Source organism: Halopenitus salinus (assembly GCF_055397165.1).
On record NZ_AP043853.1, the window covers coordinates 1,616,455 to 1,639,326 of the forward strand.

Annotated in this window: 23 protein-coding genes and 1 tRNA gene; 11 read left to right on the forward strand and 13 right to left on the reverse strand. The window is 66.1% G+C overall.

Going from position 1 to position 22,872, the window contains the following annotated elements; genetic code table 11:
- Positions 1 to 260: 260 nt before the first annotated feature.
- The gene (locus ACZ5YD_RS09900) at positions 261 to 1,520 is read right to left on the reverse strand and encodes a M24 family metallopeptidase (RefSeq protein WP_379743713.1); all 1,260 of its coding nucleotides are present in this window, start codon (positions 1,518 to 1,520) and stop codon (positions 261 to 263) included.
- 186 nt (positions 1,521 to 1,706) lie between these two features.
- Here ACZ5YD_RS09900 and ACZ5YD_RS09905 point away from each other — a divergent pair.
- A tRNA-Val gene (locus ACZ5YD_RS09905) sits at positions 1,707 to 1,781 on the forward strand.
- Positions 1,782 to 1,850: 69 nt separating this feature from the next.
- Here ACZ5YD_RS09905 and ACZ5YD_RS09910 read toward each other — a convergent pair.
- The 4 genes from ACZ5YD_RS09910 to ACZ5YD_RS09925 form a co-directional block, all read right to left on the reverse strand.
- Positions 1,851 to 2,768 carry a sodium:calcium antiporter gene (locus ACZ5YD_RS09910; RefSeq protein WP_379743710.1) on the reverse strand — a complete coding sequence of 306 codons (918 nt, stop codon included), beginning with the start codon at positions 2,766 to 2,768 and terminating at the stop codon, positions 1,851 to 1,853.
- 100 nt (positions 2,769 to 2,868) lie between these two features.
- A complete protein-coding gene (locus ACZ5YD_RS09915) occupies positions 2,869 to 3,033 on the reverse strand; it encodes a DUF6757 family protein (RefSeq protein ID WP_379743707.1) in 165 nt (54 codons plus the stop codon).
- Between the two features lie 31 nt (positions 3,034 to 3,064).
- Entirely contained in the window at positions 3,065 to 3,955 is an 891-nt protein-coding gene (locus ACZ5YD_RS09920; RefSeq protein WP_379743704.1) for a PHP domain-containing protein, read from the reverse strand.
- A 316-nt stretch (positions 3,956 to 4,271) separates the two neighbouring features.
- Entirely contained in the window at positions 4,272 to 5,321 is a 1,050-nt protein-coding gene (locus tag ACZ5YD_RS09925) for a DUF5784 family protein (protein WP_379743701.1), read from the reverse strand.
- Positions 5,322 to 5,614: 293 nt separating this feature from the next.
- Here ACZ5YD_RS09925 and ACZ5YD_RS09930 point away from each other — a divergent pair, with 293 nt between their 5' ends.
- The gene (locus ACZ5YD_RS09930; protein ID WP_379743698.1) at positions 5,615 to 5,788 is read left to right on the forward strand and encodes a DUF5786 family protein; all 174 of its coding nucleotides are present in this window, start codon (positions 5,615 to 5,617) and stop codon (positions 5,786 to 5,788) included.
- A 121-nt stretch (positions 5,789 to 5,909) separates the two neighbouring features.
- Here the strand turns inward: ACZ5YD_RS09930 and ACZ5YD_RS09935 are convergent, their stop codons facing one another.
- Positions 5,910 to 7,190 carry a helix-turn-helix transcriptional regulator gene (locus ACZ5YD_RS09935; protein ID WP_379743695.1) on the reverse strand — a complete coding sequence of 427 codons (1,281 nt, stop codon included), beginning with the start codon at positions 7,188 to 7,190 and terminating at the stop codon, positions 5,910 to 5,912.
- A 139-nt stretch (positions 7,191 to 7,329) separates the two neighbouring features.
- Here ACZ5YD_RS09935 and ACZ5YD_RS09940 point away from each other — a divergent pair, with 139 nt between their 5' ends.
- Positions 7,330 to 7,542: a DUF7554 family protein gene (locus ACZ5YD_RS09940; protein WP_379743692.1), complete on the forward strand. Its 213-nt coding sequence runs from the start codon at positions 7,330 to 7,332 to the stop codon at positions 7,540 to 7,542.
- Between the two features lie 105 nt (positions 7,543 to 7,647).
- On the forward strand, positions 7,648 to 8,187 hold the full coding sequence (locus ACZ5YD_RS09945; protein ID WP_379743689.1) for a 2'-5' RNA ligase family protein: 540 nt from the start codon (positions 7,648 to 7,650) through the stop codon (positions 8,185 to 8,187).
- A gap of 36 nt (positions 8,188 to 8,223) precedes the next feature.
- Here the strand turns inward: ACZ5YD_RS09945 and ACZ5YD_RS09950 are convergent, their stop codons facing one another.
- The 3 genes from ACZ5YD_RS09950 to ACZ5YD_RS09960 form a co-directional block, all read right to left on the reverse strand.
- A complete protein-coding gene (locus tag ACZ5YD_RS09950) occupies positions 8,224 to 8,949 on the reverse strand; it encodes a Zn-ribbon domain-containing protein (protein WP_379743686.1) in 726 nt (241 codons plus the stop codon).
- Positions 8,950 to 9,273: a DUF2073 domain-containing protein gene (locus ACZ5YD_RS09955; protein WP_379743749.1), complete on the reverse strand. Its 324-nt coding sequence runs from the start codon at positions 9,271 to 9,273 to the stop codon at positions 8,950 to 8,952. It abuts the gene before it with no gap.
- 140 nt (positions 9,274 to 9,413) lie between these two features.
- Positions 9,414 to 10,055 carry an Era-like GTP-binding protein gene (locus ACZ5YD_RS09960; RefSeq protein ID WP_379743683.1) on the reverse strand — a complete coding sequence of 214 codons (642 nt, stop codon included), beginning with the start codon at positions 10,053 to 10,055 and terminating at the stop codon, positions 9,414 to 9,416.
- A 1,098-nt stretch (positions 10,056 to 11,153) separates the two neighbouring features.
- On the opposite strand from ACZ5YD_RS09960, the gene ACZ5YD_RS09965 reads away from it, so the two are divergent.
- Entirely contained in the window at positions 11,154 to 13,214 is a 2,061-nt protein-coding gene (locus ACZ5YD_RS09965) for a Cdc6/Cdc18 family protein (RefSeq protein ID WP_379743680.1), read from the forward strand.
- Between the two features lie 62 nt (positions 13,215 to 13,276).
- Here the strand turns inward: ACZ5YD_RS09965 and ACZ5YD_RS09970 are convergent, their stop codons facing one another.
- Positions 13,277 to 14,350: a S26 family signal peptidase gene (locus tag ACZ5YD_RS09970; RefSeq protein WP_379743677.1), complete on the reverse strand. Its 1,074-nt coding sequence runs from the start codon at positions 14,348 to 14,350 to the stop codon at positions 13,277 to 13,279.
- A gap of 151 nt (positions 14,351 to 14,501) precedes the next feature.
- Here ACZ5YD_RS09970 and ACZ5YD_RS09975 point away from each other — a divergent pair, with 151 nt between their 5' ends.
- The gene (locus tag ACZ5YD_RS09975; RefSeq protein ID WP_379743674.1) at positions 14,502 to 16,277 is read left to right on the forward strand and encodes a DNA-directed DNA polymerase II small subunit; all 1,776 of its coding nucleotides are present in this window, start codon (positions 14,502 to 14,504) and stop codon (positions 16,275 to 16,277) included.
- A 38-nt stretch (positions 16,278 to 16,315) separates the two neighbouring features.
- Here the strand turns inward: ACZ5YD_RS09975 and ACZ5YD_RS09980 are convergent, their stop codons facing one another.
- Positions 16,316 to 16,750: a hypothetical protein gene (locus ACZ5YD_RS09980; protein WP_379743671.1), complete on the reverse strand. Its 435-nt coding sequence runs from the start codon at positions 16,748 to 16,750 to the stop codon at positions 16,316 to 16,318.
- 100 nt (positions 16,751 to 16,850) lie between these two features.
- On the opposite strand from ACZ5YD_RS09980, the gene ACZ5YD_RS09985 reads away from it, so the two are divergent.
- Positions 16,851 to 16,940 carry a hypothetical protein gene (locus ACZ5YD_RS09985; protein WP_464384449.1) on the forward strand — a complete coding sequence of 30 codons (90 nt, stop codon included), beginning with the start codon at positions 16,851 to 16,853 and terminating at the stop codon, positions 16,938 to 16,940.
- Positions 16,941 to 17,765 (forward strand): DUF7089 family protein, encoded by an 825-nt coding sequence (locus tag ACZ5YD_RS09990; protein WP_379743668.1) that lies wholly within the window; start codon positions 16,941 to 16,943, stop codon positions 17,763 to 17,765.
- A gap of 41 nt (positions 17,766 to 17,806) precedes the next feature.
- On the opposite strand, the gene ACZ5YD_RS09995 is transcribed toward ACZ5YD_RS09990, so the two are convergent.
- Together ACZ5YD_RS09995 and ACZ5YD_RS10000 are read right to left on the reverse strand one after the other, a co-directional pair.
- Positions 17,807 to 18,388: a DUF7090 family protein gene (locus ACZ5YD_RS09995; protein ID WP_379743665.1), complete on the reverse strand. Its 582-nt coding sequence runs from the start codon at positions 18,386 to 18,388 to the stop codon at positions 17,807 to 17,809.
- Positions 18,389 to 18,483: 95 nt separating this feature from the next.
- Positions 18,484 to 18,927 (reverse strand): DUF2391 domain-containing protein, encoded by a 444-nt coding sequence (locus tag ACZ5YD_RS10000; RefSeq protein WP_379743662.1) that lies wholly within the window; start codon positions 18,925 to 18,927, stop codon positions 18,484 to 18,486.
- Between the two features lie 127 nt (positions 18,928 to 19,054).
- Between ACZ5YD_RS10000 and ACZ5YD_RS10005 the strand changes: the two genes are divergently transcribed.
- The 3 genes from ACZ5YD_RS10005 to ACZ5YD_RS10015 all read left to right on the forward strand — a co-directional run bounded on the left by ACZ5YD_RS10005 (position 19,055) and on the right by ACZ5YD_RS10015 (position 22,872).
- Positions 19,055 to 19,735 (forward strand): class I SAM-dependent methyltransferase, encoded by a 681-nt coding sequence (locus ACZ5YD_RS10005; RefSeq protein ID WP_379743659.1) that lies wholly within the window; start codon positions 19,055 to 19,057, stop codon positions 19,733 to 19,735.
- A 150-nt stretch (positions 19,736 to 19,885) separates the two neighbouring features.
- A complete protein-coding gene (locus ACZ5YD_RS10010; protein WP_379743656.1) occupies positions 19,886 to 20,851 on the forward strand; it encodes an MBL fold metallo-hydrolase in 966 nt (321 codons plus the stop codon).
- Positions 20,848 to 22,872 (forward strand): AMP-dependent synthetase/ligase, encoded by a 2,025-nt coding sequence (locus ACZ5YD_RS10015; protein WP_379743654.1) that lies wholly within the window; start codon positions 20,848 to 20,850, stop codon positions 22,870 to 22,872. The genes ACZ5YD_RS10010 and ACZ5YD_RS10015 overlap by 4 nt, the downstream gene beginning before the upstream one ends.

Consider the following 22,872-nt stretch of genomic DNA (forward strand, 5'->3'; position numbering starts at 1 on the left):
GAAGACGAACGGACGCGACGACGGAAGTGTGGTGATCTCGGCCTCAAAGGGCCGGTCGTCGTCGCGCTCGCGGGGCTCGTCGCTGTCGGAAAACACGAGCGTCGCGACGGGCGTCCGCGCTCATTATCGGGTCCTACGCACGTGAGAGTACTAAAGCGTTTCTCGATGGGTCGCAGCGTCTCTCGAAAAGCGTTTGCCGATCGGCCGACGATTCGGGGGACCGAACGGGAGCGGTGGCCCCATTCGACGCCGCGGAGGGGTCACAAGACGATCGGCGTGTGTCGCTCGAAGGCGTCGACGGAGAGGCCATCGAGCGCCGGAACGTCCACCGGATCGACCTCGACCGTCGGCCACTGGCCGGTCTTCGTGAGGACCTCGCTGCGATCGCTCGCGAGGAGGTACGTGTCCTCGCTTCGCGCACCGACGACCGTCGGGTTCCAGGCGTACCCCATCGGTGCAGTCACGGGACGGTCGCCGCCGGGCCTCGCGATCCACTCGCGCGCGGCGAATCCCGCAGCCCCGCCCCGGTGGTGATCGCTCCAGCGGTCGGCGAATCCGACCGCGTCGTACGCCTCGCGGACGGCCTCGAAGACCTCGCCCGAGGTCGCGCGCGCCTCGGCGCGTTCGCCCGCATCGCCCGCCTCGCCGGCCAAATCGCCCCCACCCGTTTCGCCGGTCAGATCGCCCCGGATCGCGGCCCGCGTGGCGGCGAGCGCCGTGGCCTCGATCCGGGCGGCCGCGCGGTGGCGCTCCTCGAGCCACTCGGGTGCGTCGAAAGTTACCGTCCGCGAGAGCGAGGCGTACAGCCCGCCGCGCTCGGCCGTGACCGAGACGATCGCGTACTCGCCGAGCTCCGCGTCGCTCGGGGTCGGACTGGCGTACCGCCGGGCGCGGTCGCCGCCGCCGACGCAGACGACCGGCGTCGAGACGCCCCGGGAGGCCAAAGAGATCTCGATGGCCGCGGCGACCTCGTATTCCGGGTCGCCGGACTCGAGCTGTCGACAGACGGTCTCGACCGCGGCGGCGGCCTCCCGACCGAGCTCGCGATAGCGCTCGCAGTCCTCCTCCGAGAGGGGCTGGCGAAGCCGGGAGGCGTCGAGTACCTCGAACCCGTCGCGACCGAGGGGAGCGTCGGTCGCGGCCGGGGTGGGCGAGCGGTCGGCGATCGCCTCCGCGAGCGAGGAGGCGTGCCACGGGAACGTCTCGACGGCGATCCGGTCCGGAAGCACCTCCTCGCGGAACCGGTCCGCCTCGTTGGAGGGGACGAGGGCGCGGAACGTCCCGTCGTACCCGACCGCGGCGACGCCGCAGTCGCTCACGGTCGCGGCCGCATCGCCGGCAGCGAGGTCGACGCCCACGCCGCCGCCGCCGTCCGCCCCGCATCCGGGACCGACGATGCCGTCGTTCGCGTCCCCGGTGAGCCAGGCGAAGCCGTTCGGCCGCGCGAACCAGACGGCCTCGAGGTCGGTTTCGGCGAGATACGCGTCGAGGCGATCGGCGCGGGCGGAGAGATCGACCATACCGGCCGATGCCCGCGGAGGTACTTGAACGGAGGTGTATGGTCGAGGCGAACCGCGGACGCGGAACGTCGATCGGGCCCGACGATCGCGTCGACGTCGTTCGATCCGGACCCGTCGCCGTCGTCGATTCGAAAGGTTCAATTACGTCCCCCGGATACGTGAAAACGCGCCAGACGAGCCGCGGTCGGGTTGGTGGTCTAGTCTGGTTATGACACCTCCTTGACATGGAGGAGGCCGGCGATTCAAATTCGCCCCAACCCACTACCTTATAAAGAAAGTCGCTACGGGCGACGAGTGTTACCTTCCTCGGTCGTAGATCGGTCGTCGACCTCACACGAGAAACGTCGGCACGTAGAGCGAGATACAGCAGACGGCGCCCCGACGACCGATCTCGCCGCGAACGAGGAAGATCCCCACCACGATCACGGAGGCGAGGAGCATGTACGCCGTCGACGCCATCACGACTTCGGGGTTCCCGAAGGAGAACCCGCCGACGGCCGCCCCGAGGCCGAACGAGAACAGCGGGTCCGTGACGTTGCTGCCCAACAGCGTCCCGATCGCGATCCCGGAGCGGTGTTTCAACACGGCCATCGCGGCGACGACGATCTCCGGAGCGGTGGTGCCAAGCCCCGTGATCAGGCCGATGGCCAGCGGCGGAACCCCGACCACGAGGGCCACTTCCCGGCTGCCGACTACGAGCAGGTGGCCGCCGGCGACGACGAACACGAGCCCCGCGAGCAGTCCGACGGCAGCCCGCGGACCGGTCGTCCGGTCCGAGACCCGGCGATCGACGGTGTCGTGCAGGTCCAGCCGTTCATAGCTCGCGGCGAGAAAGAGGAGATACGCGGCCACGAGGAGCATCCCCTCGAGGCGGGTAGTCCGACCCGATCGCACGGAGACGAGCATGAGGCCCATCGCGGCGACCATCCCGCCTCCGTAGAGCCGGATCTTCGAGCGCTCGAGCGAGAGCGGCGACAGGAGCGCCACGACGCCGACGCCGACGGTGATCTGTGCGGTCGCGGAGCCAGCGATGTGGCCGACGACGAACTGGGGCGACTGGTACAGTCCGGCGTACACCGAGGCGGCGATCTCGGGGATCGAACTACCGATCGCGACGAAGGTGACGCCGATGAACAGTCGCGGAACGCCCCACTCGTGGGCGAAGGCGCTCGCGTCGTCGACGACGCGTTTGCCGCCGTAGACGAGGCCGACGAGCCCGACGAGCAGCTGCAGGAGGGGGAAGAACACGTCTCGAGAGGGGACACGGTCGGATCACACCAATCGGTTTCGGTACCGGACGTCGATCGGGACGAGTGAATGGGCGCGAGCGAGCGGTGAATCGCAGCGACTACTCGGGGCCCTCGACGTCGACGTGCTCTTTGAGCGCCTCGAGCTCGTCGGAGTCGGCCAGTTCCTGCACGCGTTCGCGAAAGTGCACCTCACAGAGGCCGACGGTGACCCCGTCGGACTCGGCCTCGTAGGCGGCCTCGCGATCGCAGTAGTGGCAGTACATACACGACAGTTCGGACCGAGTGGGGTTAAGCCTAGCTTTGTTCGCGGGGTTTTCCGGGATCGACGATGGTGCGGCGAACCGGCTCGAACGCCGATCGTGTGAGCCCCGCCACGCCGAGGGTTCGCTCGTGGGCGTCCGTCCCGCCGGTCGCGAGGAGGTCCACGTCCGACCGGGCACGAAACCGATCGATTCGGCCGGGATCGACCTCGACGTCGTAGGGGTACCACCGCTCGATCGCGTCCAGGCCGGAGGCGAGTTCGAGCGCCGCGTCGACGTCGTCGTACCGAAAGGGATGTGCGAGCGCGACGAGCGCACACGACTCCGAGAGCAGGTCGACGCCGCGCTCGAGGGGAGTCACCTCGCGCGAAACGTAACACGGGCAGTCGGCGCCGATCAGCTCCGCGAACGCGTCGCCGTAGTCGTGGGGTGCCGGCGAGTCCGCGATGGCTCGCGCGATGTGGGGACGACCGATCCCGGGTGCGGCCTCCACGTCGAGGCGAACGTCGAGCCGCGACTCGACGCGGTCGATGATGCGACGCCCTCGGTCGATTCGATCCCGCTGGATCCGGTCGATCTCCTCCGCGAGCGCGTCGGTCTCGGAGACGCCGTAGCCGAGAAGATCGACCCGCATCTCGCCGGCGTCGACGCGGAGTTCTATCCCGCGAATGATCGAGATCCCGTCCCGTTCGACGACGGGTTCGGAGAGGTCGGGATGGATCCGGTCGTGGTCGGTCACCGCGACCCACTCGAGGCCGGCACGCTCGGCGGCGGCGGGGATCTCCGAAACCGTGAGCGAGCCGTCCGAGGCGGTCGTGTGCACGTGGAGATCGGCGACGATCGGTCGATCCGATCCACACCCGATCGGGGAATCATCGCCCGCGGTCGAGGGATCGTCGCCGGAGGACCCGGAGCTACCGTCCATACGGGATACAGAGGGTGGTCGTACAGAAAGCCGTCGCTCCGATCGATCGGCCCGTCTATGTTCGGTGGTACCGTCCGACCATCATCATTAATTATCATTAAATAATGCATACCGACTAAGAAAGTATATGAAAAATCGTTAAGAATTCGGGAGGGACACGTCCCGGTGATGCAACCCAACGGCATCGACGAGCGTCTCGTTTTGATCGGGACCGGGCTCGCTTTGATCGGAGCTGGTCCCGGTTTGGTTGGCGCTGGTCTCGGTTCGAGCCCGATCGATTTTTGGGACTCGATCCGGCGTCGGATCCGACGATACGCTATCCGCCGAAGTCGATGACCCCTTCGAGATCGAGGGGGACCGATCCGACCCGGTAGCCCTCGATGTGTCCCGAGGGCCTGACGCGGTAGACGACCGCGGGGCGGTGGCGAACGTCGGGCTGCTCGCCGAGGACCGCCCGCCAGTCGTCGTCCGGGAACGACGAGCAGTCGACGAACAGGGTGGCGCCGCCGCCGTGCGCCTCGAGTTGCCCGTCGGTCTTCGTCTGTGCGGTGTCTCGAACGGCCGCGACCGGGTTTCCGGCCGCCCTGCCCGAGACGGGCTGTGGGCGCGTCACCTCGACGAGGAACGAGGCGGGATCGTCGGGAACTGACGCGCGGTAATCGAGCGAGTGGCCGGTGGTGACCTCGATCTCCGGGGTGACCGCGTAGCCGGCGCGATCGAGCACGTCGGCGGCGACGTACTCGGCGACGGCGGCGCTCATCCGGACGAGATCGACGTGCGGGGAGGTACCGAGTTTGCCCGCCATCACCTCGCGGTGGGAGTCGAGGACCCCCCGACTCAAGGCCTCCTCCAGGAACTCCAATGCCTCCTCGCGTTCGGCGTCGGGGAACCCGGCGGCGTGGTCGCGAAAGAACGCCCGAGTCGAGTCGGCGCCGTCCTTCGAACAGAGGACGGGGAGGAAGAACCACGCGAGGTGCGGATACGCCTCGATCCAGGGCTCCTCCGTCCGCAACTCGGCGAGCAGCTCGCGTTCGACCCATCGTCGAACCGGGTAGGGGACCTCCTCGAAGCCGTATTTGTCCGTCTTCCAGAGCGAACTCGGGGTTTCCGTGTTTCCGATCCAGTAGCCGACCGGCCCCGAGCCCGTCCCGGACGGCGGGTCGGGGTCCTCGTCGGTCCAGCAGAAGAGCGCCATCGATCCGTCGTCCATCTCGAAGCGTCGCGCGTCGAACCCCGCCGGCGAGACGAACCAGGGGGGACGCGCACGTGCGCCGAGGTTCTCGTCGAGGGGGCGTTCGATCCGGTCGCGAACGGAGTTCTCGCTCCATCGGCCGGGAGCGCGGCGAAATCGAAGCGGTCGTGCCACGACCGGCGTAGACTGCGGGAACGGTAATGGGTTCCGATGTATCCGACGATCGACGACGTGTCTCCGGGGATCGACGGCGTATCTCCACGGATCGACGACGTTCATCCGAGATCGACGACGTTCGTTCGATCATGGTCGACGTCGGAGCGCGCGTTCGAACCTCGACGTCGGAGCGTGCATTCGAGCGTCAATCGGCGGCGTTGGCAGTTGGAGGTCCCGTTCGTGAGAATCGGGAGCCGTACCGTGAATGACCGTTACATATTTGTATAGATATTGCTAATGGAAGACATACCATGTCAATGGGTGCCTATGACGAGGACGAACACGAACGTCGCGAGCAGAAGACGGGGGTCGTCGACGCCGATTTCGACGACGAGCGGACGGACTACCGCGGTTCGATCACGTACGAATCGGGCGAATCCGCGGACGATCTCCTCGATCAGTTCCACGAACTGAACGAGACGTGAACGGGCACGCGCGACGAGGGTGACCACCGGGACGTCTCGAGCGGACTACACGGTCTCGAGTGAATTAGTAGTCGCTACGTATCTCGACGAGTTGACCGATCACGACGAACGCCGCCAGCCGTCAGGAATCCGGACCGGATCCGGTAGCCGCATCGGGGTCTCCGGACTCGTCCTCGTCGGAGCCGCCGTCGTCGGATCGGTCGTCCACGGAATCGGTCGCGTCGGCCTCGGGTAGCCGAAGCACGTTCTCGCGCCCCAACCTGAAGCTCTCGAGTTTTTCCTCCTCGCGAAGCCCGGAGACGATCTGGCTCGTCCGGGCGTCGGTCCACCCGAGCGTCTGAACGACGTCCTGCTGTTTCATCCGGCCGCCGTTCTCGCGAAGCAGGCGAAGGACCCGCTCCTCGTTGCTCAACAGCTCCTCGGGATCGGATCCGGTTCCCGCCTGCGATCCCTCGGTCCCCGCGTCCGAGGTCGTATCGGTTTTCGACGCGTCACCGGTCTTCGACGCGGCACCAACTCCCGACGTCGATGCCGCCTCCTCCTCCTCCTCGGGCTCGACGGATTCCTCGCCCGCATCGGGATTCGCCCCCGCGGTCGGCGTCGACGATCCGTCCTGGTCCGTTCGACGACGATACGCCACCAGAAGGACGGCGACGGCGAGGACGGCGATTACGGCGAGCGCCAACGGAAGCGGACCGATTCCGGTTCCCAACACGCCCGCGGGGACCGCCTCGACGTGCGGCTCGTCGGCGGCGAAGTCGACGGGACCCGCCCAGGTGACCGAGGTCGAACTCGTCTCGTCGGGCGACGGTCGAACGGTCTCGAGCTCGTAGGATTCCGGCCACGCGAGCGTGAGACGCTGTCCCTCATCGAGGAAGAGCCCGGCGAGCGCGTCGCCGGCCGCCATCCGCTCGTCGGAGACGGCCGCGAAGTTCGTCCACTCGAACTCGTAGACCAACACCCCATAGGCCTCCGGCAGCTCGCGGCGTTCGGCCTCGACGGTGACGTTTTGGACCGCCATCGACCGGCCGGTCGCCGCGGCGGCGGCGTCGGCCGACGACTGCATCCGCGACCGGAATCGATCGGCGTAGGCCGACTCGTTCGCCGCGACGTCCGAACTGAGGTTCTCGAAGGCCGCCTCGCGCTCGTCCGTATCGAGCCGCGTCCGGTACTCGATCCGCCAGGCGGCGTCCCCGGACTCCGTCACCGTCGCACGAAGGGTCACCCGGTCGGCGTCGATCTCCTGTGCGGCGACCGATCCGCCGCCGAGTTCGAGGCCGGTCGCGGTCCCGGACGCTCCGACGACCACGAGGGCCGCAACCGAGACGACGAGAACGGCTGCGAACGTGACGAGAAGGGTACGTCGTGACCGATCGGTACGAACCGTCGCGTGTCCCCCCATGGAGGACGATGTGCGCCCACACCCTATATCGGTTACTCATGCGTCGGTGTGGTGACGAATGGATGATACGTTCGGACGGAGACGGGGGCGTCGGAGCGAGAGCCACAATCCTTATCGACGTACGAAAACGAGAACGTCCATGGACTCCCGAGGGCGAACGGGCACCGACCGGGCGAGCCTGGAGGTCGAGGATCTGTTGAAGATCGTGCTCGGACTCGCGATCGTCTGGTTGATCCTCGAGATACTCGACCTGCTGTTGGACATCACCTTCGCGGTGTTTCGGATGCTCCCGACGCTCATCGGGATCGTCCTCGTCGTCGTGATCGTCCTCTGGTTGACAGACAGGATCTGATCGCGACGGGAACGGACCACACCCATCTTTAGTACGGACCACGTGCTCTGTTAGTTTCACGGACCACGTGCACCGGTAGTTTCGATCGGTCCTCACTACTCGATCATGTTCAGCCTCAACGTTCCGCTTCCCCCGGCCGTCGACCGACTCGCCGACGATCTCCACCCGCAACTCGTCGCGTTCGATCGGCTTCGCGAGCGCCGCACGCTGGTCTGCAAGCGGATCGGTGCCGAGGACGTCGGAGTTGCCCCCGGACGGGACCCGACCGCGGAACGCGATCGCGCCGTGGCCGAGATCCGCGAGCGTGTCCGGCCGGTGCTCGACGGAACCGATCCGATCGACCTCCGAATCACCGGGATCGAGTACTTCCGACGGCCGACACGCGGACCGGGACCGGTCGTCTACCTGCGCGTCGAGAGCGGCGATCTCCGACGGGTACATCGACGCCTCTGTGGCGTCTTCGATCCGGTCGAAGGAATGGAGGGCGAGGAGTACACCCCGCACGTGACGCTCGCGCGGGGTGGAGATATCGAGGCGGCTGAACGCCTCACGAACCTCGAGGTGGATCCGATCGAGTGGCGCGCGGGATCGCTCGAAGTCTACGATCCCGACTTTCGCGAGCCGGCGGCGACGATCGAATTCTGAGTGTCGAAAGGGGGACGTGCGGCGAGAATCGGGAAGTCAGTCCTCGTCGGGGCCCCAATCGCCCGGCATCTCGATGACGTAGCGGCCGTCCTCCTGTAAGGAGATGATGTACTCCTGTCTGTCGTACAGCTCCATCAGGTTGAGTTCGTACTGGCCCGGACTGACGATCCGGATGCTCTCGAACTGGTCGTTGAGTTCCTCGCGGAGTTCCGCGAGTTCCGGGCTCGGATCGTGATCCGGAGCGGGGTCCGTGTCCGGGTGGTCGGCGGGAGCGTCCGAGGCGTTCTCGCCGCGACCGGGATCGACGTCGGGGTCGGAGTCGGCGGCGGACCCCTCCGGCGACCCGAACGAATCCGACTCCTTGGTGACCGACAGCTCGTCGGAGCTTACGACCGCGGAGCGAGCGTCGGCCTGGGCGTGATCCTCCATGCCGGAAGCGTCGTCGTCGATCTCCGTTGCGTCATCGGGGTCGGATCTCGGTCCCGATCCGGATTCCGATCCAGATCCGGATCGGGAAGCGGAGCCGCCGACGTTTGCGGTTCGCGCGGATTCCTCGTCTCCGACTCCACCGGGGCCATCGGACGCTCCGACCCCACCGGAGGCATCGGACGCATCGGCGGGCCCGCCCCCTCGTTCGTCGGGATCGATCGCGGATCCGGGTCTGAACTGGAACTTGTTGCCGCCGCAGTCGGGACAGCCGGAGAGCATCTGCTTCGAGCCGTCGGCGAAGGTTCGGCCGCACTCCGTACACTGGTGTGGCATCTACCGGCGGGAGACGAGCGCGCTGATGAGCGTCTCGTCTTTGTGCAGCGTTTTGAGCTGGTTGGCGGGGCCGATGACGGTGAGCTTCTGGGTCGACTCACGGCCCATGATCCGATCGAGGAGCGTCTTGTCGCCGGCGTCGGATCGGGGATACGTCTCGATCTCGATGCCGCTGAAGTCGTCGGGGCTGATCTCCGTCATCGTGACCTCGATGAGCTTCGACTCCTCGTCGGGCGAGAGCCCCTCCTCGAGGATGACGATGTTGCCGTCGCGGACGCCGTCGAGAATGAGCCGGATCTTCTCCATGCTCGTGAGCCCCTCCATTCGGGCGCCGCTTATCAGATCGATGCGTACGCCGTCGTCGTCGCCGGGCACGCCGTCGTCGCCGGGTACGCCATCGTCGCCGTCGGGATTCGATCCCCCCGGGACTCCATCGGGGGACTCGTCGGGTGTTGCCTCGGGCATTATCCGAAGTACTCCGCGATCTTGTCGTATACCTCGTCCATGTTGTCGCCCTCCAGGGCCGAAAGCGGGATCGTCTCGTGTTGGGGGAAGGCGTTCGCGACGCGCTGGACGTTCGATTCCGGGAGGTCGGTCTTGTTCGCGAGGATCAACACGGGGAGGTCCTGCGACTCGATGATCCCGATGAGCATCGTGTTGACCTGCGTGAACGGATCGCTTGAGGAGTCGAGGACATAGATGACGCCGTCGACGTCCTCGCGGAGCCAGTGCATCGCCTCCGCGACGCCCTCCGTGGCCTCGCGCGAGCGACGGACCGCGTCGTCCTTTTCCATCTCGTGGTCGAGGAACTCGGTGTAGTCGACCTTGGTCGTGACCCCGGGGGTGTCGACGATGTCGATCGTCACGGTCCGTCCGTTCCGTTCGATCTCGACGTCCTCCTTGCGACGAGCTCGTCTCGTCTCGTGGGGTATGTGGCTTTCCGGACCGACGGCGTCGCCGGTCCAGTCTCGGGCGATACGGTTCGCAAGCGTCGTCTTTCCGGCGTTTGGCGGTCCGTAGATGCCGATCCGCTTCGGCTCGTCCTCCGCAAACAGCCGGTCAGTGGCTCGCGAGATGCTGTCTTTGAGATTCGTGAGCAGTCCCATCCTGGCCTCCGTCCCTGCGACCGCGCGGGGAGTATACCGCAGTTTCCACGCCGCTCTCACTTAAGAACTGCGTCAGACGCGGCGAGGCCGGCGATTCCCCGGACCGTGGTTGAGGACGCGACATCGGCAGATATTGTGTGGCACGGTTCACAATACCGTGCGTCACGATCCGTGATATTGTGCGTCACGATCCGTGATATTGTATACCAGTATCTATTGAATATCGCGATCCGAGATGTCGCATACCATGCCCTACGGTCTTGCAGTAACGATGACGGATCCGTCGAGTTCTCGTCGATCGCCGAGGTCCGACGTTGGATTGGTGATAGGTCCGACGTTGGGTGAGTCCGGCGGCGGGTAAGTTGCACGTTGGATCGGTCCAACGTTGGGTCGGTGAGACGACCACCCCCCAACCCCTTCGTTTCGGGTGGAACTCGATCTGGAGGGGTGGGGGTCGGAGAGAGGGCGATCAAATAACGGTGGTTTTATTATGTGTTGTAGAGTAACGGACCCGTACTGCAGAAAGAGGTATTATTCACACCCAATATATATTTATTTTATCTATTCTACAGAGAATTATATTCCGGAATCCACTTCGAGCTCACGTCCAACGTCTTCCCTTCTGGTTCCACTCGAAACGAAGGGGTGGGGGGTCGGTGGATGGATGGAAGAAGACGAAGGGAAAAAGGCGTGATCGACCGAGTGCAGAGGATCAGGCCACGTCGATCGATATTTGATCGGACAGTACTCGTTGTCCGCTTCGGAGGATTCCTTGCAGACCAAGGCACACGTTGACTATCGAAACTATCGACGGTTTATGAATCGCTGATAATCCGTCCCGATCGTTGACTAGCAGCGTTCTCGCGACATGAGCCTGTGGGATCGATCCGTTCACCACACCTTCGATCCATTCGTCACACCCACCTTCCTTTCAATTGGAGAGGACAATACTTTTACCGTATGTGCACATCTGTTTCGCTTGCATCATCTGGACGCCCCGTCTCGAGCGATCTCACGTATCCATCGGGTTCATGCCGCCCAACGCCGATATCTCCGCTCCCTTCGGGGTGTTCTCCACATGAAACAGAGGGGTTGGAAATGGGTCAAAACGACACGACACAGGGGGAGGCGATCGACGAAACCGGTTCGAATAGTTCGACGCGAAAGGATCCATCCACGGCCCAGTCGGGATCCGATCCCGTCGAGGATCTCGACGAACAGGACGAGGAACAGGACGACGAACGTGATGGAGAAGCCGACGCTCGTGACGGGGATGACGACGAACGTGACGACGATGGCGATGTGACGTCAGGCGTCATAGACGACGCCACGACCGACGCTGACGACGATGTACCCGGTGACGACGATGTACTGACCGATGTCCACACGAAGACGATTCCGAACACCGGGGTGAATGACGACGCGGAGACGAACACGAATCCGAACGCGGAGACGAACGTGATCCCGGACTCCGCGGGGAACCCGAAGCCATCCGAAACCGGCCGATCGATCGGGGCCGACGTCGATTCACCCGATCCCTCGAGTCGCGATCGCTCCTCGCCGGACGTCGACCTCGACGGCGTGGTTCTCGACGACGAGGACGGCGACGAACAGACGCAGGGCCTCTTCGACGACCTGCTCTCCGGGGAGCCGATATTCGAGAACAAGGAGGTGCTTCGACCCTCCTACACCCCCCGTGAGCTTCCACACCGGAACGACCAGATCAACCGGATGGCCACGATTCTCGTCTCCGCGCTTCGCGGGGAGACCCCCTCCAACATCCTGATCTACGGAAAGACCGGCACCGGAAAGACCGCCTCCGCCAAGTTCGTCTCCAACGAGCTCGAGTCCACCTCGACGAAGTACGAGGTTCCCTGCGACGTTCAGTACATCAACTGCGAGGTGACCGATACACAGTACCGCGTGCTCGCGCAGCTCGCCAACGAGTTCATCGAGCAGAACGAGGCGGTCATCGACGACCGGATCGAGGAACTTCGGGAGCTCCGATCACGTCTCGAGGACGACTCCGACCCCGTCGACGACCGTTTCGACTCCACTGCCGACGCCGCTTCCGCCTCCGACTCCGCTCCGGACGACGGCGTGACCTCCGGCGATTCCACCTCCACCGATTCCACTCCCGTTGATTCCGTCTCCACCGATTCCGCCTCAAGCGATGCCGCCGATCCATCCGGCCCGATCGCCGGCTCCGAGTTCGACGACGTCGAGGCGATCGAGGACCGGATCGCCGAACTCGAGGACGACGCGGCGGACATGGAGGAGGTGCCCATGACCGGATGGCCCACCGACCGCGTCTACTCGACCTTCTTCGAGGCGGTCGACTATCGCGAGCGCGTGGTCGTCATCATGCTCGACGAGATCGACAAGCTCGTCGAGAAGTCCGGCGACGACACGCTGTATAACCTCTCGCGGATGAACTCGGAGCTCGACAACTCCCGGATCTCGATCATGGGGATCTCGAACGACCTGAAGTTCACCGACTTCCTCGATCCCCGGGTCAAATCGAGCCTCGGCGAGGAGGAGATCGTCTTTCCGCCCTACGACGCCAACCAGCTCCGTGACATCCTCCAGCACCGCGCCGACGTGGCGTTCAAACCCGACGCGCTCACCGACGACGTGATCCCGCTTTGTGCGGCCTTCGCCGCCCAGGAGCACGGTGACGCCCGACGCGCCCTCGATCTCCTCCGGACAGCCGGCGAGCTGGCCGAGCGGTCACAGGCCGAGATCGTCGGCGAGGAACACGTCCGACAGGCACAGGACAAGATCGAACTCGACCGCGTCGTCGAGGTGGTCAGAACGCTTCCGACCCAGAGCAAGATCGTCCTCTTTTCGATCATCCTCCTCGAGAAGAACGGCGTCCACAACATCAACACGGGAGAGGTGTTCAACATCTACAAACGCCTCTGTGAGGAGATCGACGCCGACGTGTTGACCCAGCGTCGCGTGACCGACCTCATCTCGGAACTCGACATGCTCGGCATCGTCAACGCCGTCGTCGTCTCGAAGGGCCGATACGGCCGGACCAAGGAGATGAGCCTCTCCGTCCCGCTCGAGGAGACCGAGGCCGTCCTCCTGTCGGACTCGCGGCTCGGCGACATCGAGAACGCCCAGCCGTTCGTTCAGGCTCGATTCGACAACTGATCCACGACTGATCCGTCCGATCGGCCGATCGGTCGAAATCCGTCGGGTCAGTTCTCGGCCGCTTACGTCCCCCGGACCCGTCCGTACGTGATCGCCGTGGCCCCGCCGACCGTGACGGTGACGGGATCGATCCCGTCGATCGGATCGAAATCCTCGAATCCTCCGGGGTCCGGAACGGACGCGACCGTCCCCTGTCCTCGGATCACCGTGTCGAAGAACTCCTCGGTCGTCGCCTCTCCGGTCGCGATCAGTCGGAGCCAGCCGAGGTAGGGGATCCGAACGCGAGCAACGCCGGTTATCCATTCGGATCGAACCGGCGGCGCGACCCCGTTCACCTGGTCGTACCGCGAGTTCGCATCCCCCTTCGTGATGTATCCCGAATGCGGGGCGGGACAGTGGGTGATATCCGAACAATCCTGGCTCCCGAGGTATCGCTCGTCCGCCCGATCGACCCAGTTTTCTCCCCCCTCGACGTGGAACCTGGCGCGGTGAATGATCGGCGACCCGATCCGTCCCGGGTGGGAGAACACCACTACGGACCCGTAGGTCCCGAACGAACGATATCCGGCGTCCTCCCCGCGCTCGTAGGACACTATCCCCCGATCGTTCGTCGCCGCCTCGGGGGCGAACCGTCCCGGATCCGTGACCACGATCAGGTCGCCTTTCACCATGTTCGGATCCATGCTTCCCGACTCGACGGCCACCATCGGCGGCCACACCCCGCTCACTCCGAACAGGAGCAACCCGACGAGAAGCACGATCAACACGCTCGTCGCCATCTCGCGGATCCACATCGCCGGCCCCCGGTCGGCCGAGAGGAACCGTCGGATGGCGCCCGTCGCGCCCGAATTCTCGTTTTCGATCGATTCTCGAGTTTCGTTTCGGCTCCACTCGAAGCCGTCGATCGGGTCGGCCGATTCGCTCTCGAGACTTCGTCTCTCGGGACTGCGGTCCGGATCGGAACTGACTCTTGGATCCGGTTCGGCTCCAACCCCGGAATCGACGTCGTGGTTTCCCGCTTCTCCGCTCCCGTCTTCACCGTTCGCCGCTTCCTCGGTGGAGCGGTCGGATCGGACGTTCTCCGTCCCCGTTCGATCGCCCGACGGCTCGTCCGATCGACCTCCTCCCGAACCCATTACCCGTCCGTTCGTCGTGTTCCGGTTTGAAGGTTCTGGGTCGAGCGAGGCGTTCTTCCGTTCGACTTCGCTTTCGAGTCGATCCGCGTTCCCCCGTTCGGAAGCTTCCCCGTTCGGCATTCTTTTGGCCCCGCTTCCCCTGCGGTCTGACGTGCCACTCGAGACGACCTCCCGGATCGTGGCCGAGCTCGCGGACCGCGGCTACAACGCCGAGCGCGAGGCCGTCACGCTGATCGCGAACGCGGGCGACCCGGACGCCACGCTCGAGGACGTCGTCGAGACGGCTCCCGAGGACGCACTCCGGATCACCGCCGACCACGTCCGCTCCGTCACGTCGTCGGACCCCTCCGTTTCGACTCGAACCACCGCCGATCCATCCGGCGAATCGGAACGCCGATCTCCAGTTGAAACGAAGGGGTCTACACACGGGGACAAAGTCGACCCGGAAGCCGATCGGGAGACGGACGAATTCGATCGCGGACGCGAGGGAACATCGATCGGTTCGCCTGGGGAGGGGAGGACGACCGACACCGCTTCCGATCGAGATTCCGCGCCCCCTGGCGGCCGGACCGTGTCCGCGGAATCACCTGCGTCATCCACGGACGGTCCCGGCCCGACCACGGACGGTCCGGATACCGCCACGGAGGGCCCGAACGCCTCCACGGAGGCCCCGAACACCCCCACGGAGCGATCGACGTCCACGGAACGATCGGCTCCCGTGGAACGGGCGATCGAGATCGCGGACGACATGACCGGGCGAAGCACCGGTACGGGGGAATACGCCGACTTCGTCAGAACCTTCCGTGACCGGTACGAGCGGCTCTCGAGGCTGCTCGGCGGCCGCGTCAACCACCGGCCGGCCAGCGCGATCGCGGACATGCCGGGCGGCAGCGACGCGGCGATGATCGGCCTCGTCAACGACGTGCGATCGACGAAGTCCGGCCACTGGCTCGTCGAACTCGAGGACACCACGGGGACGTTTCCGGCGTTGATCATGAAGGATAAGGGGATCGCGGACCTCGTCGACGAGATCCTCCTGGACGAGTGTCTCGCGATCGACGGGACGCTCTCGGACGACGCCGGGATCCTCTTTGCGGATTCGGTCCACTTCCCGGACGTCCCCCGGACGTTCCAGCCGAGCTTCGCGGACCGGCAGGTCCAGGCCGCGCTCATCTCGGACGTTCACGTCGGCTCCCAGGAGTTCATGCGGGACGCCTGGCAGTCGTTTTCCAGCTGGCTCCACACCGAGGAGGCCGAGGCGATCGAGTACCTGCTCATCGCCGGCGACATGGTCGAGGGCGTCGGCGTCTATCCCGACCAGGACGAGGAGCTCGACATCGTCGACATCTACGAGCAGTACGAGCGGTTCTCCGAGCACCTCAAGGAGGTTCCCGCCGACCTCGAGGTCGTCATGATCCCCGGCAACCACGACGCCGTCCGGCTCGCGGAACCCCAACCCGCCTTCGACGAGGAGCTCCGGGGCATCATGTCCGCTCACGACTCGCGGATCGTCTCGAACCCGGCCATGGTCACCGTCGAGAACGTCTCGGTGTTGATGTACCACGGCGTCTCGCTCGACGAGGTCATCGCGGAGCTCCCCGCCGAGAAGGCGAGCTACGACGAGCCCCACCGGGCGATGTACCAGCTCCTCAAGAAGCGCCACGTCGCCCCGCAGTTCGGCGGCCACACGCGGGTGGCCCCGGAGGAGCGCGACCACCTGGTGATCGAGAACGTCCCCGAGGTGTTTCACACCGGCCACGTCCACAAGCTCGGCTGGGGGAAGTACCACAACGTGCTCGCGGTCAACTCCGGGTGCTGGCAGGCTCAGACCGACTTCCAGCGGTCCGTCAACATCGATCCCGACGCCGGCTTCGCTCCCGTCCTCGATCTCGACACGCTCGAGATGACCGTCCACAAGTTCTCGTGATCGGATCTCCTCGAACGGGGCTGTTCTCCCGTCCAGCATCACCGTCGGTCGTCGACCTCGATCCGATAGCGAACCGTCGGCGTCCCCTCGAATCGTGGACCAGCGCCCGCCCGATCGAATCCGGCATCCTCCAACAGCTCTCGACGCTCCGTCTCCTCCCGGTCCACGATCGCCTCGATCGCCAGTCCCTCGCCGGACGCGAAGCGTTTCGGCTCCTCCAACAGGCGTTTCAACGCCGTCCGATCGCCGTCCAATCCGGTCACGTGGACGGTACCCCTGCGGGCGTCGAAGGCGACGTATCCGATCGGTTCGTCCGACGCCTCGGCGGCCTCGCGAGTCGATCCGGGCTCGTCGTTCGCGACCGCCACGCGGACCGAGCGGTCGTGAACCATCTCGCGAGCGGCGTCGACGGGCCGTCCCGACAGCGCCGCGATCGCCTCCGCGTCGTTCTCGACGGCGTCTCGTACGCGCACGGTCGGTGATCGGTCGAACTACACTTAAAAACATCCACCGGAGCTTCCCGTCTCGGGACGAACCGGATGGATTTAAGCGACCGGCGATCCGAGCCACGGTATGAGCACCCCAACGAAGGTCGTCCTCGGAACGGTCGGCGCCTCGGCTGTTCTTTCGATCCTCATCGTCCTGATGTACGCGTTCGGCTGAATGTTCTCGACGCGCGAGCTTCCGGCGGACCTCGAGGCGGTTCGGTCGACGCACGCGCCGGGGACTCCGGTCCTCGATGCGGACGCCGACTTCGAGACGATCCCGCCGGCCGCGGCCGAGGACCTCGGGCTCCTCGTCGATCGACTCGATCCGGCGAGCCACCCGACCGACTGGCTCCCCGAGGACGCGCCACAGGTTCTGTACCGCTACTGCGGCGGGGATTTCACCGTCGGAATGCCCGGCGACGGGACCGTCGTTTGGACCGATCAGACGGTTCCGGAGACGGTGATCTGCAAGCGCCGCGGCGAGCACACGCCCGACGACTTCCTCGCGTTCCTGATCGCGCGCGCCCTCGTCGAGATCGGCGCGGAAGCCCCGAACGGAACCGCGATCCCGGACCACTTTCTCCCCTTCTTCGGCGAGCGATACCGCGATCTCGACGCCGCGATACGCGGCACCGACGCCCTCGGCGATCCCGGGCCGGCGGACGTCTATCAGATCGCCAACGCGCTCTTCGACGCCTGGATCGGCCTCGTGACCCGCGAGACCTTCGCCGGGTGGGCGGGCGAACACGACCGGCTCCACGACGCGTGGGTTGACGCCGGCGATCGACTGACCGATCGCCTCGAGGCGCTCCCCGGACGGATCGCCCGCGGGGAGACCGACTTCGCCGCCGCGACCGAGTACGCCTGCTCCGCGGTCCGCCACGACCTCGACCTCCCGGCGCCGTTCGCGGCCCTCGACGCCTCGGTCTACCTCGAACACGGGCCCGACTACGCGGTGGCTTGGACCGAACGCACGCTCGAGGCGCTGGACGGCGATTAGTGGTGGGTGGTGGGCGGATCGTGATGAACGATCGCTGATCGCTACCGCATCTCGACCGTCACGCTGCCGTCCGCCTGCAGGTCGACGACGCCGTCGAAGAGCTCCCGAAACCGATCGATGTGCGCGTCGTCGTGGACCTCCTTCGAGAGGTGAAACAGCCCGACTGCGTCGTGTTCGTCGAGCAGCTCGAGGATCGAGGCGGCCGCCTCCTGTGCCGCCTCCTCGTCCGCGTAGTAGGCCATCTCCGTCAGCGAGTCGATCGAGACGCGGAGCTTCCCGTCGTGTTCCGCGAGGAAGCGCTCTATCGAGTCGACCACGCCGTCGAGGTCGTCCGGCGAGGCGACGTAGTGGACGTCGTCGCCGGACCGTCGCGAGTATCCCCGTTCGACCGAGATCGTATCGAGGATCGTCGCCGTCGACTCGTCGACGTCGTAGTACTCGAGCTTCTGTTCGACCTCGCGGGCCGTCGTCCGCGTCGAGACCACGAGAAACGCGTCGGTATCGGCCTTCAGGAAGTCGGTGTCGATGCGGTCGGTCTCGCCGATGCTCGGGTGTATCAAAAGCAGTCCGGTGCCGCCGGGGATCGTTTCGGGGCCGTTCTCGATGGCCAACGTGTACTCCATACACGCCGCTACCCCCGAACGGACTTAACTGGTTTGCAGGCGCGAGATCGATCCCGGGAGGCACCCTTTGATTCCGCAACCGCATCCAGCAACGATCAGAACACGCTGTCGGCCGTCGCCGCCCCGACGACGCTGAAGACGGCGCCGACGGTGACCGCCTTCGCGGTCGTGATCCACACCGCCCGTCCGGTCATCCCTTGGTCGATCAGGAAGGTCTCCGGCGCGTCGAAAAGCAGCGCGAGAACTAACACCGATCCGAACGACACCGTCATCAGCGACAGAAACCGGATCGGGATCCCGGCGACCGCCTGTTCCTCCTCGGGCTCGCGGCCGGTGTCGGCCCGGTAGAGCGCCGCGTATCCGATCGCCGCGACGACGCCGGCCGTCAGGACGGCCTGGATCGCGTTCATCCCCCTCGCGAGGACCCACACCTCCTCGGTCACGACGAAGGGTCCCGCAAGCAGGAACCCGCCGACGGTCTGCTGGGCCGAGTCCGCGATCCGGAAGTTCGGCCGGCGGAGCGCCCGCGGTCGTTTCATACGCCGCGTCGGTTCCCCTGGGTCAAAAATCCGCCGTTGGAAACGCGGTCGGTCCCGTTGGACGCGACCGAGCGCTCCGAGTCCGAGCGTCCGAACCGGTTTTCACCTCGCCGCACGCACGTTGAGTATGAGCGTTCGCGAGGAGTTCGACGACTGGGCGGCGGAGGGACGCGACCGGGGCATGGAGCGGCGACACTGGCACACCGCGAAACACGTTCTGGCCCGGATGCCGGTCGAACCGGGCGACGCCGTCGTCGATCTCGGCACCGGATCGGGATACGCGCTTCGCGCCCTTCGCGAACGGGACATCGGATCCGGATACGGTCTCGACGGCGCTCCGGAGATGGTTCGGAACGCCCGCGAGTACACGGACGACGCGGCGATCGAGTTTCTGGTCGGCGACTTCGACGCGCTCCCGTTTCGCGACGACGCCGTCGATCACGTCTTCTCGATGGAGGCGTTCTACTACGCGAGCGACCCCCACTCGACGCTCTCGGAGGTTCGACGCGTCCTCAAACCCGGCGGGACGTTCTACTGTGCCGTCAACTTCTTCGCCGAGAGCGAGCACACCCACGAGTGGCAGGAGAAGATCTCCGTGGACATGACCCTGTGGAACCGCGCGCAGTATCGCGAGGCGTTCCGCGAGGCGGGGCTGTTCGTCGCCGCACAGGACGCGATCCCCGACCGCGAGACGGAGATCCCGCCGGCCGAGGAGTTCCCCACCGAGGACTGGGAGACGCGCGAGGCGATGGTCGACCGGTATCGGACGTGGGGAACGCTTCTTACCGTCGGCGTCTCACCGGAGTGAGACGTCCGACCGCTTTGGCGTCTCACCGGAGTGAGACGTCCGACCGCTTTGGTGTCTCACCGGAGTGAGACGTCCGACCGCTTTGGCGTCTCACCGGAGTGAGACGTCCGACCGACAACGCTTAACCGACCACCCGAGACACGTTCGCGTGTGAGACGCCACCATCCACGCGCCGCCGACGGAAGCGGACTCGAACCGGGGGCGTTCGAGGCGGTCCGCGGCGTCGAGGACCTGTATTACCACGAGACCGGGATGTACGGGACGACCGGATACGGGTCGGTCTACGTCTACGATACCCCCGATCCGGCCGTGATCGACACGGGGATCGGAACGAACCGCGAGCTGCTCTTCGAGACGCTCTCCGAGCTCGGCATCGACGCCGCCGACCTCGCGTGGATCCTCCCGACCCACGCCCACCTCGATCACGCGGGCGGTGCGGGGTTCCTCGCGGAACGGTACCCGAACGCCGCGGTCCGGATCCACGAACGCGGCGTCCGCCACCTGGTCGATCCGACCCGGCTCGTCGAGGGGACGAAGGCAGCCGTCGGCGACCAGTGGCGCCACTACGTCGAACCCGAACCCGTCCCCGACGACCGCATCGACGGCCTCGCCGACGGCGATCCGATCGACCTCGGCGACCGTCGACTCGACGTCTACGGGGCCCCGGGCCACGCCCCACACCAGACGATCTTCCACGAGCCGGACGACGGCGTCGTCTTCACGGCCGACGCGGCCGGCATCTACGTCCCCCGGATCGACGCGATCCGGCCGACCGCCCCGCCGCCGCAGTTCGACCTCGACGCGTCGCTGTCCGACGCCTCCACGATCGCGGGTCTCGACCCCGAAGTGCTCTGTTTCTCCCACTTCGGCCCCCGAAAGTACGACTCCGAGATCGTTCCGCGCATAAAGCGGACCTACGTCGAGTGGGTACAGGCCGTGAGAGAGAAACGCGCCGAACTCGGCGACGACGAGACGGTCGTTCGGCACTTCCGGGAGACGGCCGACTCGGAGGGCGTCTGGACCGAAGAGCGCGTGCGTGCGAACGCCGCACTCAACGCACGCGGCGTGTTATCCCACCTCGATCGGGAGGACTCTCCCGAGGAGGAGCCGCGATGAGCTACCGCGAGGCCGAGTCGCAGTTCTCGGAGCGACTGTCGCTGCCCGGGACGATCCCGCGGACGTTCGACCGCTGTGCCGAGCGCTACGGCGACCGGACCGCCCAACGCTACAAGGGCGGCGTCCACGATCGCTCGCTGGTCGAGGCAGGCGTGATCCCGGAGGCGCCGGACGGCTCGTACGCCGGGATCGATTACGACCGGATGCGATCGATCGTGGAACGCCTGGCCGCGGGGTTTCGCGAGGTCGGCGTCGGACCGGGAACGCGGGTCGCGATCTACGCTCGGACGCGCATGGAGTGGGCCCACGTCGACTTCGCCGTTCTCGCGGCCGGCGGCGTCGTCACCACCGTCTATCCGTCGGCGTCCCCCTCCCGGCTTCGCCACCTCCTCGACGACGCCACGGCGACCGTCGTCGTGGGCGAACACGCCGACCACGTCCAACGGGTCCGCGAGATCGAAGACGAGCTGGGTCACGACCTTCGAGCCGTCGTCACGATGGATGCAGTCTCGGACGGTGTCGCCGGTGCGGAGGCTTCCGACGCGCCGTCCGGCTCCGAGTGTCCGACCCTCTCTCTCGGCGACCTGTACGAGCGCGGATCGGCGTCCTTCGATCGGGCCGCCTACGACTCCTGGCTCGTGGACCGGCGGGCGGACGACCTCGCGAGCCTCATCTACACCTCGGGGACGACCGGCCGACCCAAGGGCGTCATGCTCACCCACCGAAACCTCCGGGCGAACATCGCGCAGTGTTACACCCGGCTCGGGCCGCGCCGGCACGCCGGATCGTCGGATCGTGGCTCGGAAACGCTGGACGACACGTCCGGAACGCCGCACCTCGGTTCCCACTCGACGGCGCTCTCCTACCTCCCGCTCGCCCACGTCTTCGAGCGGCTGGTCGGCCACTACCTCATGTTCGCCTCCGGCGCCACCGTCGCCTACGCCGAGAGCCCCGACACGCTCGCGGAGGACCTCTCGCTCGTCTCCCCGACCGTCGCGACCGGCGTGCCTCGCGTCTACGAGAAGCTCGACGCCGCGATCCGCAGGAACGTCGCCGAGTCATCGATCAAAGCGCGGCTCCTCGAGTGGGCGATCGACGTCGGCTCGTCGTCCGACCTCCGCCGAACCGCACCCGATGGTCCGCTCTCCTCGCTCAAACGTTCCGTCGCCGACTCGCTCGTGCTCTCGTCCGCTCGGGAGGCGTTCGGCGGCGAGATCGACTTCCTCATCTCCGGCGGCGGCCCGCTCTCCTCGGATCTCTGTGACCGCTATCACGCGATGGGCGTCCCGATCCTCGAGGGATACGGCCTCACGGAGACCTCGCCAGTCGTCTCGCTCAACCCGCCGGACGCGCCCGAAGTCGGTACCATCGGCCCGCCCGTGATCGACACCGACGTCAGCCTCGATCGCTCGGTGGGAGGGGATCTGGAACCCGATCGCGGCGGCGAGATCGGCGAGCTCCTGGTCGAGGGACCGCAGGTGACGAACGGTTACCTCGACGCTCCCGAGGCGAACCGGGAGGCGTTCACCGACGACGGCCGGTTCCGGACCGGCGACGTCGTCGAGTTGCGCCCCGACGGCTATATCGAGTTCCGCGGGCGCGCCGACAGCCTCATCGTCCTCTCGACCGGCAAGACGGTCGCGCCCGAACCGATCGAGGACGCGCTCGCCGGGAGCGACCTCGTCGAGACCGGGCTGGTCGTCGGGGACGCTCGGAAGTTCGTCGGCGCACTCGTCGTCCCCGACGTCGAGGCGCTTTCGGCGTGGGCCGCCGACCGCGGGATCGACCTGCCCGACGACCGCGCGGCGATATGTGCGGACGATCGTGTCCGCGAGCGGATCGCCGAAACGGTCGATCGGGTCAACGAGGGATTCGAATCCCACGAGCGGATCAAGCGGTTTCGGCTCGTCCCCGAACCCTTCACTCGGGAGAACGGCCTCCTCACCCCGACGATGAAGAAGAAACGTCGCGCGATCCGTGACCGATACGCCGCCGCCTTCGAGTCGATCTACGAGGAGTGA